This is a genomic window from Desulfosporosinus sp. I2, from assembly GCF_000960765.1.
Classification (GTDB): domain Bacteria; phylum Bacillota; class Desulfitobacteriia; order Desulfitobacteriales; family Desulfitobacteriaceae; genus Desulfosporosinus.
Map to the genome: position 1 here is coordinate 16,809 of NZ_JYNH01000046.1, position 14,665 is coordinate 31,473.

At 40.8% G+C, this 14,665-nt stretch carries 9 protein-coding genes, 1 pseudogene and 1 riboswitch; of the genes and pseudogenes, 1 reads left to right on the plus strand and 9 read right to left on the minus strand.

The window, feature by feature from the left end:
• Window positions 1-148: 148 nt before the first annotated feature.
• The 5 genes and pseudogenes from thiE to UF75_RS12310 form a co-directional block, all read right to left on the minus strand.
• The gene (gene thiE, locus UF75_RS12290; RefSeq protein ID WP_045574890.1) at window positions 149-778 is read right to left on the minus strand and encodes a thiamine phosphate synthase; all 630 of its coding nucleotides are present in this window, start codon (window positions 776-778) and stop codon (window positions 149-151) included.
• On the minus strand, window positions 771-1,583 hold the full coding sequence (thiM, locus tag UF75_RS12295) for a hydroxyethylthiazole kinase (RefSeq protein ID WP_045574891.1): 813 nt from the start codon (window positions 1,581-1,583) through the stop codon (window positions 771-773). Before thiM ends, thiE begins: the two co-directional genes overlap by 8 nt.
• Complete coding sequence (gene cytX, locus UF75_RS12300) at window positions 1,556-2,779, minus strand: putative hydroxymethylpyrimidine transporter CytX (protein ID WP_197079387.1); 1,224 nt, start codon at window positions 2,777-2,779, stop codon at window positions 1,556-1,558. The genes thiM and cytX overlap by 28 nt, the downstream gene beginning before the upstream one ends.
• Window positions 2,776-3,578, minus strand: a pseudogene (gene thiD / locus UF75_RS12305) (bifunctional hydroxymethylpyrimidine kinase/phosphomethylpyrimidine kinase). The gene cytX and the pseudogene thiD overlap by 4 nt, the downstream one beginning before the upstream one ends.
• A gap of 224 nt (window positions 3,579-3,802) precedes the next feature.
• Window positions 3,803-3,914: riboswitch (TPP riboswitch) on the minus strand.
• A gap of 33 nt (window positions 3,915-3,947) precedes the next feature.
• Window positions 3,948-6,581 (minus strand): HD domain-containing phosphohydrolase, encoded by a 2,634-nt coding sequence (locus UF75_RS12310; protein WP_045574892.1) that lies wholly within the window; start codon window positions 6,579-6,581, stop codon window positions 3,948-3,950.
• Window positions 6,582-6,824: 243 nt separating this feature from the next.
• Between UF75_RS12310 and rmuC the strand changes: the two genes are divergently transcribed.
• Window positions 6,825-8,153, plus strand: coding sequence for a DNA recombination protein RmuC (gene rmuC / locus UF75_RS12315; RefSeq protein WP_045574893.1), 1,329 nt, complete (start codon window positions 6,825-6,827; stop codon window positions 8,151-8,153).
• Here the strand turns inward: rmuC and cydC are convergent.
• The 4 genes from cydC to UF75_RS12335 all read right to left on the minus strand — a co-directional run bounded on the left by cydC (window position 8,143) and on the right by UF75_RS12335 (window position 14,296).
• Window positions 8,143-9,867, minus strand: a complete 1,725-nt coding sequence (gene cydC / locus UF75_RS12320) for a thiol reductant ABC exporter subunit CydC (protein ID WP_045574894.1) — start codon at window positions 9,865-9,867, stop codon at window positions 8,143-8,145. The genes rmuC and cydC overlap by 11 nt on opposite strands.
• The gene (gene cydD / locus UF75_RS12325) at window positions 9,864-11,633 is read right to left on the minus strand and encodes a thiol reductant ABC exporter subunit CydD (protein WP_045574895.1); all 1,770 of its coding nucleotides are present in this window, start codon (window positions 11,631-11,633) and stop codon (window positions 9,864-9,866) included. The genes cydC and cydD overlap by 4 nt, the downstream gene beginning before the upstream one ends.
• A gap of 279 nt (window positions 11,634-11,912) precedes the next feature.
• Window positions 11,913-12,917 (minus strand): cytochrome d ubiquinol oxidase subunit II, encoded by a 1,005-nt coding sequence (cydB, locus tag UF75_RS12330; RefSeq protein ID WP_045574896.1) that lies wholly within the window; start codon window positions 12,915-12,917, stop codon window positions 11,913-11,915.
• A complete protein-coding gene (locus UF75_RS12335; RefSeq protein WP_045574897.1) occupies window positions 12,908-14,296 on the minus strand; it encodes a cytochrome ubiquinol oxidase subunit I in 1,389 nt (462 codons plus the stop codon). The genes cydB and UF75_RS12335 overlap by 10 nt, the downstream gene beginning before the upstream one ends.
• Window positions 14,297-14,665 lie beyond the last annotated feature (369 nt).

The following is a 14,665-nucleotide window of genomic DNA, read 5'->3' on the forward strand; positions in this document are numbered from 1 at the left end:
ATTAAGTAAGATTATCCTTAGTGTTTTCTAGTATAACTCACAGGCTTATCTCCGACAAGGATGAATATTGTTCCTTTTTTAACTGCTCTGCAAACAATAGCAAGGCTTAACCTTTGTCGTGAAGCTATTGTCATTAATCCAAATTTGTTTAATAACTAATAAGATCTTTTAATTGTTTGGCAGCTAGACGACAATCTTTTTGAGCCAAAATGGCAGATACCACTGAAACTCCGTCAATTCCAGTCGCCATTACTTGTTGTAGGTTGGTCGGATTAATTCCACCGATTGCCACGACAGGGATTGATACTGATTTTTTAATAAGTTCTAATAGCTCTAAACTGACTTCTGGAGCATCTGTCTTAGTAGTTGTGCTAAATATTGCACCAACTCCTAAATAGTCTGCGTCTTGAAATTGGGCTAAAAGGGCTTCTGCAAGCGTACTGGCAGAAACCCCAATGATTTTATTCGGGCCTAACAACTCCCTTGCTTTTAATAAGGGAAGGTCATCCTGTCCGACATGTAATCCATCAGCATCGACCGCAAGGGCAATATCTAATCGGTCATTAATAATTAGAGGAATTCGATAGCGAGAGGTTATTTCTTTAACCCCTATAGCTAATTGTAGAAACTCTCGAGTAGGAACTGATTTTTCCCGAAGCTGGACCATGGTAACTCCACCCTGAATGGCTTGCTCAATACTTTGAAATAAATCCCTATCTTCGAGGCATTTTCGATCTGTGACTAAATATAGACTACAGTCGACCTTAACTCTACTCATAACTAATTTTACCTTTTGTAGCAAGAATTTCAGGGGTCAAATTATAGATACAATCCATCAACCTATTTCTAAAGGTTCCTATTCCTTCCCCTGGATGTAGCGAAGCATGAGCGATTTCTCCCGCCAGACCCATGGTTATTATTCCTGCCACGGTAGCTGAATAATAATCTTTAGTTACGCCGCAAAAAGTTCCCACAAGGGAGGTCGTCATACACCCTGTTCCTGTTACATCAGCCAAAATTCTGTGTCCATTATCAAGCATACAGACCTTGCGACCATCAGACACAACATCCGTTTTACCAGTAATGGCAATTACGCAACCTAATTCTGCGGCAAAATTTTTGGCAATTACGGAGCTGCCTTGTTCATCTGCGATCGAATCGACTCCTTTTATAGCCACATTTTGACCAGCCAAAACTTTGATTTCCGACATATTACCCCTGATGACCTCGGGTTTTAAAGTCTTAATAAGTTTTTCCGCAGTGTTAGTTCTCAACGTTGTTGCTCCAACCCCTACCGGATCTAGGATCACTGGAACGCCTAACTCCTTCGCCCTTAATCCAGCAACTAGCATACTGTTAATCGTTCTGGAATTAAGTGTGCCAATATTAAGGACTAAAGCAGAAGCAAAGCTCACCATTTCTGCTACCTCCTCCTGATCATCCGCCATCACAGGGGAACCTCCGATAGCCAAGACGATATTAGCACAATCATTCACAGTAACGTAGTTCGTGATATGGTGAATCAGCGGGCTTTGTTCCTTAACAAGTTTAAAATTCAGAACGATTTTTTCACGTAGTTCCATTTTTTTGTTAACCTCCCTGTTATAGAATGTAAGATACTGATAATCAGCATAACTGGTATAGTAGCGCCAAAAACAAAGTCTAACTCGATGAACTGATAGTATAATACTGTACCCAAAACACAGAGGGCTAGCGTTCCCCAGTTCATCAAAAGGTCCTTTTGGATTTTTTTATTATTTAAAAAGAAATAATCCGTCAAAAGGATTGCAAATAGCGGTGCAAAAACTGAGCCGATTCCATAAAGGAAATCCTGATATTGTTCAATATTCACGATAATAGCTAATCCAGTTCCAATCGCGGTCATGACTAAGGCCACTAATTTTTCGTTTAATTTAGGGAATATATTCAAAAAAGTGACCCCGGCTGAATAAGCGTCCAGAAAGGTCGTTGTAACCGTTGCCAAAACGATAATTCCTAAAGCTACAATACCAAGATTTGCAGCCAGTAATATTGCTGAAGGGTCAGGATCATTGGAAATGATGGCTGCCCCCAAGCCGATTGTGTACATCCAACTACTACCAAAAAAGTATCCAAGCCAACTTCCCCTGGCCCCCTCGCGTTTCGTCTTAGCAAATCGAGTATAGTCTGAAATCAAGGGTAACCAGGATAAGGGCATGACTACTGCTAACTCCAATGCTGAGCCGAACGGCATATCCCCATCACCAAACTTACTAAACAACTCATGATTGCCGAAGATGATAACACTTAAAACCATCGTCAATAAAAACAATAAAATTACAGCTATATGGTTGGCCTTTTTCCAACCACTATCTTTTCCAAGCCAAACCCAAATCATTATAAAAGCTCCTATGATTAGGCTCCAAACCGTTAAATGATCAAAGAACCATAAAGTTTTGGTAATCTCATTAACAGACCGCGCCCCAACTATGATCATAACTGCCGTCCAACCCAGCAACTGTAAAATATTTAAGACCGAAAATATATACGACCCGTACAAGCCGAAGGAGATTCTAGTAGACACTAGGGCAGGTATTCTCTCAGTGGTTCCAATGACCCCGCCTAACACTAGAAGCGTTGTCCCCACTAAGTGTCCAAGCAGTATTGCCAAAAGCCCCATCTTAAAGCCAAGGGGGGCCAGCATTCCACCCGCTAAAATTTCCGCAACAGAAATAGCTGCACCAAACCAAAGTGTTGTAAAATTAAACATGCTTAAATTATTTTTTTGTAATATACTCACTCAATTAATCCCGCCTTTTTGTATAATGTATAAAAGTGATGGGTCGGTCCTACTCCTTTGCCGATCGTTAAAGAGTTCTGGATAGCAATTGTGATATACTCCTTTGCTAAAGAGATTGCTTGATTAAGACTGTACCCCAACGCTAAATTGGCAGTAATGGCAGACGAAAGAGTACATCCCGTTCCGTGGGTATTTTTAGTAGCAATCCTGACCGAGGTAAAATAAGTAAACTCTTGACCGTCAAAGAGGATATCGACAGAGTCGTCCTCTAAGTGCCCCCCCTTAAGTAGAACATTTTTAGCCCCCATCTGAGCTATTGCTTTAGCAGCATCTTCCATTTGTTTTAGGGTACTAATAGATCTATTGGTCATGACCTCAGCTTCTGGAATATTTGGAGTCACGATCATAGCGATTGGTAGTAATTGCTTAATTAGAGTTACTTCTGCCTCCGGATTTAACAAGTGGTAACCGCTTTTAGATACCATAACTGGGTCTAATACGATGATTTGAGGTAGATATTTTTTTAACTGTTCAGCAATCGCCTCAATAGTCTGAACTTGGGAAACCATACCAATTTTAACTCCGTCGACCTCAATATCGTCAAAAATTGCCTCTATTTGCTTCTCGATGACATCTCTAGAAATATCCTGGACGGCAAAGACTCCCTGGGTATTTTGAGCGGTGACTGCAGTTATTACGCTCATTCCATAAACCCATGGGCAGAGAACGTTTTTAGATCAGCTTGAATTCCAGCTCCCCCACTACAATCTGAACCAGCGATGGTAAGTACCTTTTTCATATTGCACCTCCTATGTCGTTTAATTACTCTTAAATTAAAGAAAACTTGGCTGGCGCCCGAAGACACTGTCTTCGCACGTGTTAGCTTAGCGGAGAAGCCTTGCGAAGGCGGCCGCCTTAGTTGCCCTTATGCTTCCAGAAAGTATATAACGAAGTTATACTTTCTGACTAGTATAAAAAAAGAGTACAAATCTCCAGAATAAGATTTGTACTCTTTATTTTCAGAAAAGAGTGAAACTGCTTACCTACGCTGGCATTATCCAGATCAGGTTAAAGGGTCTTAGACCTTATCGGGTCTAAATCTCAGCCGGCCTTTCCAGCTCCCCTGCCTATACCACTATTTATTTTGTTTAAAATATCATGGAAAATCCTATAAGTCAATGCCTTTGAGGGAGAACCTAATCACTTTGATAAATAGAGGGACTAAGTTAGGGTCAAATTGAACCCCACTGTATTCCATCAATTCATAAAAAGCTTGCTCTTGGCTCATGGCCTTTCTATACGGGCGATTGCTTGTCATGGCATCGTAGGCATCCGCAATTGCCAAAATACGACACTCTATGGGAATTTCGTTTTCCTTCAGTCCTAGGGGGTAACCCTGACCGTTCCACCATTCATGGTGTCTTAAAATATGATCAGCAATGGGCAGTAAGTCCGGAGCAGATTGAGCAATTCGATTTCCGATCTCACTATGTCGTTGCATTTCCTTGAATTCTTCATTGGTTAAACGCCCAGGTTTAAAAAGTATACGATCAGGAATACCTACTTTACCGATATCATGAAATTGAGCCAATAACCGTAAATCTGCAAGAACCCGCTCTGATAAACCCATAGCTTCTCCAATGGTAAGAACGATGTCTTGCAAACGATCAGCATGCCCTTCCGTGATAAAATCTCTTGCCTCCAATGCTTTCATAAGTGCCTGAACAATAGAACTACGCGTACTTTTAGTTCGATGTAGTTTCTCTCGATACATACCATCATCAGCCTCTTTAAAGACCATATCAACATCCACATTCGTTTCCTCACTCACAGCAAATCCGATGGATAAGCTGAGTGGAAGCTCTACATTTTCGATATTGTACTCTTCGACAGCCTTACGAATTCTATAACAAGCTTGTTCCACAATTTCCATGTCGCTTTTTGGTAAAAGGATGGCAAACTCATCTCCCCCGATCCTAAACACGAGATCATCTTCACGAAAACACTTCTTAATAATTCCAGCAGTGAGCCATAGTAATTTATCACCGGTGTTATGTCCTAAAGTGTCATTGACAAGTTTTAAACCATCGACATCGCACACAATCAAACCTATTGGCGCATAATCATCACCCCTAAGGAGACGTATCTTTTCCTCAAAGAACGTGCGATTATAAAGATTGGTTAGGGCATCATGAAAGCTCATATGCTCTAACTTTTCCTGAAATTGTTTTCGTTCGGTAATATCTTCTCCGATACTGGCAACCCCAGAGACATTCCCATCAGCATCAAATAATAGAGTATGATTCCAATTGACATAACGCTTAAAACCATTTTTAGTTTGAATAGGATAGACATTATGAACTATTATCATCTTACTATTCAATACCTCTTGAAACCAAGCATTTGCACTCTCTCGTAATTCAGACGGGACAAAAATATCAAAAAAACTTCTCCCCATCACTTCTTCCCTTTTAAAACCAGATAATTCCAGAATAAAGTCATTGCAAAAGAGTATGCGGCCGTCCTTATCCATAATTCCTGTAATCAGTTGAACATTTTCGAGGATCGAACGTAAACGTCGTTCTGATTCTCGCAATAACTTTTCCTTTGATTGGAGTTTTTCGTAATTAAACCTAAGCTCCTCCTCTGTAGCCCCTAATTCTCCATAACTTCTTTCAAGGTTTATTTGAACTTTCGTTTTCTCAATAATTTCGCCCTTTAAGTGTAGTTTTGAGTTTTCTAGTTCGAGAAAACTTTCTTGAAGTGCTTCTACCATCCATTGAAAATTAGTTGTAAGAGATTGTACTTCTAAAACTGGGCTATCCAAATTATAATTAACCACAGGTTCATTAATATTATGATTGAGCTCCGTCGTAAACTTTGTCAATGTTGTAAGGGGAACGACAAGCCAGCGACTCAACAAAAATACTAAAATAATCCCGATAAAAAGTGTTACTCCAATAAAGTAAAATGGCAAATAACTCAATTGATTGGTGATATAAACTAATGGTACTGTAACTCCCAGAGACCATTTGACCCCTGGAACTGGGGCAAAAGCAAGGTACTTGTCCTCGTTTTCATAGCTGTATTTAGTAACCCCTGTTTCCCCTCTAACCATTTTATGAATCGCGTCTTGATAACTTCGAGAGACATCGTTTTCTTTAAGTATATTGGAGTTCATGATGAGTTCTCGATTCGGGTGAGCAATCATTAGCCCATCTTGCTGAATCATAAAAGCTTCCCCAATTTCTCCAACTTTATTGGATGTAACAAGGTGGGTGATTTTAGTTAAGTTAACAGTACCTCCTAAAAGGCCGACTACTTTGTCTTTTATTATTATCGGAGCTGCCAACATAATAGAGTAATTTCCACTCCCCCTAGAAATTAAGGGATCTGATATTATTGGTTCGCCCGTAGTTATAACCTTTTGAAAATAATCACGGTCAGCAATATTACCACCAAAACCTGAACTAAGATAATAGTTCCCAAGTTTATCGGCAACGAAAATATCCTCAAAGTCTTTATTACGCTCGACTTCTTTACTCAAATAAGAGACAATCGCTGATTTGTCTCCACTTTGGATACTAGGGGTATTTGCCATAATCTCAATTTCTGTCTTACGAGTGTCTAACCAGAAGCCCACTTCAGAACCCGATGATAACGTCAGCGAGGAGATATGCATCTCTAAATTATCCATTAAAAGTTCTTTCGTCTTAAAATAGGACAATAAGGATAAACCACCTAACCCGAATATTAGAGCAATCGCGATTAGTGATGTAACTCCCATCTTAACCTTTTTCATTGATACCTCCAGATGATGTTTTTAGAATATTAACAATCATTAGTTTATTCTTAAAAATTAAAATTCTAGGTTTTTTTATGCTATCTTCTCTTTTATAACCGAAAATTCCTCTAATAAAAAGAGAGGTAGATACAAAGTATGAAAAATAACTCCTGAATTTTCTACAATCCGCTTAAGTTTTGTCTCGTCCATATGATAAAGTGTTTATTAGCGTTAAAATAAAATTTGGAGGTAGCTACATAAATGACAGATCTGTTACTAATCAACTTAATGATTATCCTTTTGGTTATCATTCTTATTTTACTTGTAATATTATTAATCCGCTCGTTACGTAATCCCTTTATCCTATTTGAGAGTAAATTTGTGACATTAGAAAAAAACTTGGAACGCAACGAGCGGCTTGTCAATGGAGAGATCGCCAAAAATCGAGAGGAATCCAATATTAACGCCAGGCAAGTTCGTGAGGAATTAAACCAATCCGTCCGGTTGTTTAACGATTCTGTACTGGCCCGAATGGCGGAAATCGCCAATCTCCAACGTAATCAATTAGATATTTTTGCTACTCAGCTAGGTTCCTTAACCAAAACGAATGATCAGAAATTAGAGCAATTGCGCAAAACTGTGGAAGAACGTCTCCTTCTCCTCCAGCAGGATAATGGCCAGAAATTAGATCAAATGCGAGCCACTGTGGATGAAAAGCTCAGCGCTACACTTGAACAACGCCTCGGGGAGTCGTTTAAACTAGTCAGTGATCGCTTAGAGGCTGTGCACAAAGGGCTTGGTGAAATGCAAACCCTAGCATCTGGCGTTGGTGATTTGAAAAAAGTACTCACCAATGTCAAGACACGGGGTATGTGGGGCGAAATTCAACTTAGCAACTTGTTGGACCAAATTCTCACGCCCGAACAGTACTCCTCGAATGTCATCACTAAAAATGGCAGCAACGATCGTGTTGAGTTTGCTATCAAGCTTCCCGCTAGGGACGGATTGGACAATGTTATTTGGCTCCCTATCGATGCTAAATTTCCTATGGAAGATTACGAGCGCTTAATCGAAGCGCAGGATCAGGCTAATTTGCCAAGGATCGAAGAGCTGGGTAAATCCTTAGAACAACGCATTAAACTCGAGGGGAAAACAATTCGAGATAAATATCTTGATCCCCCTAATACGACGGATTTCGGGATTTTATTCTTACCTGTCGAAGGATTGTATGCTGAGGTGTTACGTCGTCCTGGTCTATGTGAAATCCTCCAACGGGAATATAAAATCGTTATTACCGGACCAACCACTTTGGCAGCACTTCTAAATAGTCTTCAGATGGGTTTTAGAACTTTGGCAATAGAAAAGCGCTCTAGTGAAGTTTGGAACTTACTGAGCGCTGTTAAAACAGAATTTGGCAAGTTTGTAGAAATTTTAGAGAAAACCCAGAAGAAACTTCAAGAGGCAAGCAACACTATCGATACTGCCACGAGAAAGTCAAGGACGATTGAACGAAAGCTTAAAAATGTTCAGACGCTTCCTGCTAACGAAGCGGAATTGTTGCTAGATCAAGGGACAGAGATTAGCGAATGACGGTGCTCTTCCACATTCCATGATAGAGCCCTCCCAGTGATAGAAGCTTATCGTGCTTTCCACGTTCAACGATCCGACCTCGATCAAGAACCAGAATCTCATCCATTTTCTCTAATCCGGGAAGGTGATGGGTAATCACTAAGGTCGTACGCCCCTCCATGAGTTGGTAAATTTCATCCATTACTTCCCGTTCAGTCAAAGGATCAAGTCCAGCCATTGCTTCATCTAAAATTAGAATTGGAGCGTTTTTCAACAAAACTCGAGCAATAGCTAAACGCTGTCTCTGCCCTCCCGAAAGTTCAAATCCTCCTTCCCCTATGAAATTCTCATAGCCTAAGGGCAATGAGATGATAAATTCATGGAGCTTAGCCTGTTGTGACGCTCGAATTAGTTCTTCCTCCGTTGCCTCAGGTTTCGCTAAAAGGAGATTTTCTCGAATCGTCGCGTTAAATAGATGAGTTCTCTGAGTTACAACCCCAATAATACGTCGTACCTCCTCGTGGGTAAACTCCCGTATAGAATTCCCTCCCAAATCAATGGTCCCCTCGTCGTATTCCCAAAAACGCAGGAGAAGATTTACCACACTGGTTTTGCCAGCCCCACTCGGTCCGACTAAGGCAACCTTGCCTTGTTGGGGAATCCGAAAGGAAAGTTGTTGTAAAGCCCATGATTCATCTTGACTATACCGAAAACTTACCTTTTGAAAGGAAAAATCCACTCCGCTTGATTGGGGAATTATAGCAACCCCCTCTTTTACGAAGGATTTCACCTTGATCAATTCTAACAAGCGTTCCGCGCCAGCTACGTTTACTTCCATATGATGCGGGACTAGGGCTAAAGGAAACAACACTTCAAAACTGCTAAACGTCCCTAATGCTAACATCCCTAAGTTGACTCCCGATAAGCGTCCTTTTTCCACAAGCAAAATCCCAAGGACTAAGACTAGCCATAAACCTAAATTCGCGATCATTCCCGTTAGGGCTGAAGAGAGTGCTGAGAGCCCTGCTATTCGTCGCTTTTGACTCCGCAATTCCTTGTCTGTAAGCTGAATTCGCTTCAAGTATTTTGATACTTGACCAAAGGCTACTAATTCTGTGATCCCCATTAGGGTATCAGCAACCTGGATATCCAGCTGCGCTTTAAGTGCGACCATCTGAGTTCCGACACCCCGAGTAAGGGCTTTGATTGCCCATGGTATCACTAGCCCTGCAGTTAAGAAACAGGCAGCCAGAATGGCTGTAAAACGCATGTCATAACGGGCCAAAAATAGTCCATACCCTAAAAGGACGAGGATCGCAACAAACGGAGGCGCTATCACTTTTAGAAACAGATTTTGCTGGCTTTCTACATCCGCAACTATTCTATTGAGTAAATCTCCACTTCTAAAGTTTAATAAACGAGCAGGTGCTAAAGGTTCAAGCCCTTGATAAAACTTAACCCTGATTTGGCTTAAAACTCGGAATGTTACATCATGAGATACATAACGCTCTAAATAGCGAAAGATGGCTCGAGATAATCCAAAAAAACGAACCCCAACAATAGTCACCATCAAATCAAGAATGGGCGGTTGAAGCGCTGCACGGGCCAGTAAATAGGCAGATGTAGCCATTAAACCGATCTGACTTGTGATGGTAAGCATGCTCAAAATCAACGCCAACAGAATCCGCTTCCAGTAAGGTAACATCAAGTCCATTAACCAGATTAGGCTCTTCATAGAGATTCACCCCTATATTCCGTTACTAGACGGTAATAGAGCCCCTGATTGGCCATTAATTCATCGTGGTCACCTTGTTCCATGATCCGCCCCTGGTTCATGACCAGAATACGATCTGCTTCACGAATCGTACTTAATCTATGGGCAATGATTAAGGCAGTCTTTCCTTGCATCAATCGTTTGAGGGCCTGTTGAACCTCATATTCACTTTCTGGATCTAAATTAGAAGTTGCTTCATCCAAAATTAGTAAAGGGGTATTATGCAAGAATGCCCTGGCGATCGCAATCCTTTGAGCCTGTCCGCCGCTTAAGCGAGTACCTCCTTCTCCTAGATGGGTTTCATAACCGTTTGGAAATCCTACTATAAAATCATGGGCTAAAGCCTCTTGAGCCGCACTCTGAACTTCTTCCAGCGTCATAGAAGGTCGCCCTAATTGAATATTCTCTGCAATGCTCCCCGCAAAAAGATAGGGATTCTGTGGCACGTATGAAATATGTTCCCGCCAATTATCTGCTGAAATGGTCTTTAACGTTTGTTCATTGATGAAGATTTCACCGTCAGAAGGCTCTATAAATCGCAGTAAAAGTTCAGCGATCGAAGTTTTTCCCGCACCACTTGGTCCGACAAGAGCAACTTTTTCGCCACAATGAAGGGAAAAATTAATTCCCTTTAAGGCAGCAGCTTCTCCAGATTGATAAGTCAAGCTAACCTGTTTGAAGGAAATTTGAAAATCTAAAGGTAAGCCTTTAACTGTCGGAGGTATATGGGAATTCTTATCGTCTGGATAGTTAAGGTCGTAGCCTTTATTGCTCATCAAAGGAAGATCTAGAATTTCAAAGATTCTCCTAGATGCATTAACTCCAGACAGCCCAGCATGGAAATTAGAGCCGAGGGTTCTCAAGGGTGTATAAAATTCAGGTGCTAAGAGTAAGAGAAACAAACCTAAGGAGTAAGAAAAGGTTCCATTCACTAGCCTTAGTCCTATGGATACGGCAACTAAGGCTGTGCTCATAGTGGCCAGAAACTCCAAGATTAGTGCTGATAAAAAGGCAATCCGCAGTACACTTAAGGTAGCTTTTCGAAACGAATTGCTGACTCTTTCAATCACTCGAATTTGGTCCTTTGACCGACCAAAGACTTTAAGTGTCGTTATACCCTGCAAGACATCTAGAAAATGAGCACTCATCCAGCTCAGACTTTGCCATTGCTGCAAGGACTTTTTCTGGGCTAACTTTCCGATGAGGATCATAAAAATTGGAATTAAAGGTCCCGTTAAAAGCAGGATTAAACCCGTTTGCCAATCCAAGGGAACCACAAGTCCTAAAATTAGAAGAGGAATTACTGCAGCCAAAAGTAATTGAGGAAGGTATTTTGTAAAATACTCCTCAAGGGATTCAATCCCATCTACCACAGTTGTGATCAATTCCCCGCTCCGCTCCCCACGAATATATATAGGTCCTAAACAGACAACGTGGCGTATCAAACGTTCCCTCAGACTCGATTTAATGTAGGAAGCCACTTGATGGGCACTTACTTCGCTTACCCATTGCAAAACTGCCCTCAGCACAATGATTCCCAAAATTAGGCAAAGAAACTTCCAGACTGAAGCAAGGGTTGCCCCCTCTAAGAAGACCTCCCCAACCACTTGAGAGAAAAGCCAGGCTTGAGTGACAACCAGTAAAGCGATTCCAATACCCATTCCGACCGTGAGTAAAAGGTAACCCCTGACAGGTCTCACCTCTTGTATTAACCGCTTGTCAAACATTCTGTCATCCCTTCAGAGTGCAAGTTGGGGACGGTTCTCAACTTGCATCTATTTTAAATATTTTGTGCGCAAGTTAATGGACGATTCTTTACTTACATTCTTTACTTGCATCCATCCTTAACATACAATGTGTGCAAATTCATTTAATAGATGGCTGTCTATGCTTTTGATTTAATCCTATCATATTTTTGGAAAGCTTTCGTCCCAAAATTAAGTAAGCTAAAGTGAAAAATGAAGGAGCAAGTTTTCCCTTGCCCCTTCATTCTAAAGAATTGTTCATTAATAATGAAGGTCCTTTTCTGTGACTCGATGACGGAAGACCCAATAACTCCATCCTTGATAGAGAAGAACAATGGGTACCATAGTCAGGGCAATGATCGTCATAATCTTCAGCGTGTAGGGGCTAGAAGAGGCATTATAGATGCTTAGACTCCAAGCTGGATTAAGACTCGACACCATCACTCGTGGGAAGAGTCCCCAAAACAAGGCTACGGTAAATAAAAGAATCGTCAATCCATTCAATATAAAAGCCCAACCGTTCTTATTGGAGCGAATTAAAACATAGGCAACAACAAGAGTTATTCCGGATCCTAGCAAAGTAATACCTGCTCCAAGATTTGAAAAAAGATCTGTCTGGAAATAGGTTAACCCTGCTAACAGTAGAACGACCGGAATCGCTACTATCCCGATACTTTGGGCGGCCTTCAAAGCCCGCTTAGCCAAGGTACCCGTTGTTTTTAGGCTGAGGAACAAAGCACCGTGAAACATGAAAACGAACAGTGTGGTTAACCCCCCAATAATTGCATACGGATTAAGTAGGGTAAAGAAGGTTCCTACATATTGCATTTTGGCATCAATTGGAACTCCTTTAACCACATTCGTCATGGCCACACCCCAAAGAAGAGCGGACAGTAAACTTCCTGTAAAGATCATCCAATCAAAGGTGGTTCTCCAACGGAGACTGCTATCACTACTGCGGAATTCAAAAGCAACTCCACGAATAATTAAACTGAATAATACCAGAAATAAGGCAAGAAAAAAGCCACTAAATAAGGTAGCATACCAATTGGGAAAAGCAGCAAACATGGCTCCACCAGCAGTAATTAACCATACCTCATTTCCATCCCAATGCGGTCCGATGGTATTAATGATGACACGACGTTCTGTATCGTTTTTCCCCAGGAATGGAAGCAAAATTCCAACTCCAAAATCAAACCCTTCCAGAAAAAAGAATCCGACAAATAAAACTGTGATGAGTATGAACCAAAGTATGTTTAAGTCCATAGTGACGCCCCCTTTATATCACGATGCGACGTTTCGTCCGTGCTATCCACCTCTGGTCCTTTTTTGACTACCTTGATCATGAGGTAAATCTCAGCTACTGCTAAGACTCCATAAATCAGGAGGAAACCAGAAAAAGCAATGAGCATAGAGAGTACAGAAACTGAGGTTGAAACTCCTGCTTCTACTTTTTGTAATCCATAGACAATCCAAGGTTGACGACCGACCTCCGTCATATACCAGCCCGCCGTATTAGCAATATAGGGAACCGGAATTGTCCAGAGCACAAGTTTTAAGAACCAAGCTTTTTTGTCTAAGCGATTTGATTTATAGAAATAGAGACCTAGCAATGCAATCAGGATTAGCCACATTCCAACGGTCAGCATAATCCTAAAACTCCAGAATAATGACGTGACAGGGGGAACATAGTTGCCTGGTCCATACTGGTCCACTGCAGCGGTTTGAAGCTCATGAATCCCCTTAACTTCACCTGTAAATCGATTATATGAAAGAAAGCTTAACATGCTTGGTATTTTAAGTTCCAAGCTATTTTTCTGTTCTTGCTGATTAATGGAGGCGAATAATATTAATCCAGCAGGGTTTTCCGTCTCCCAATGCGCTTCAGCCGCTGCCATCTTCATGGGCTGGGTTTCTGCAAGGTACATTCCTTGTAAATGCCCCACTCCAGCAACTCCAAAAACACTAATTAGTCCAAAGATAACCGCTATATGGAATGACCGTTGAAAAACGTCTAAGGAATGTTTTCTTAATAAATGGTAAGCACTGATCCCCATGACAAAAAACGCCCCTGTTACAAAGCCACTAAGTACGGTGTGCGGAAATTGATAAAAAATATGGGTATTTGTAATTAGCGCCCAGAAATCGGTCATCTCAGCACGACCATTTCGCAAAATATACCCCACTGGCTCTTGCATAAAGGAGTTGGCAATTAAGATCCAGAGTGCAGATAAATTAGAGGAGATTGCTACCAGCCAAATACTCATGACATGTACCTTTTTGGGCAATTTATCCCAACCAAATACCCATATTCCTAAGAAGGTTGACTCTAGAAAGAATGCTACTAATGCCTCAATAGCCAATGGTGCACCAAAGATATCCCCTACAAATCGGGAATACTCAGACCAGTTCATTCCGAACTGAAACTCTTGGACTAAGCCTGTCACGACACCCATAGCAAAGTTTATCAAGAATAATTTACCCCAAAACTTCGTCATTTTCTTGTAAGTTTCATTTCCCGTTCGAACATACCAAGTCTCCATCATCGCCACGAGAACACCCAGCCCTAAGGTCAGAGGCACGAATAAAAAATGATAGGACGTGGTTACTGCAAATTGTAACCTGGATAAGATGAGTTCAGTCATCGTTGCACCCCCAATTATTTTAAATATGCATTTAAATGTATTCTGGAAAGGTCTTGAATAATGCCCGTTATTTTAATTATCATTCTCCTCTCTTCTTTAATGTTGTTTTGTATCTTCCTATGGTATGAATATATGTATAAAGATCTTAAGATATTATTTATTATTATACTAATTATTAATTATATGTCAATTAAAAATATTGTGGATCCCAATCATTTTTTAACTCAGCTGGCTCTGGCCATAACTAAAAAGGCCTAAGGCAGTAATCCTGATAAAAATTGGTGGAATTTACTGCCTTAGGTTTTTTAAATTAGATTATTTTAAGATAAGTTAACTGAGATAGCAAAATTACTAAACAGGCCTAAGCTC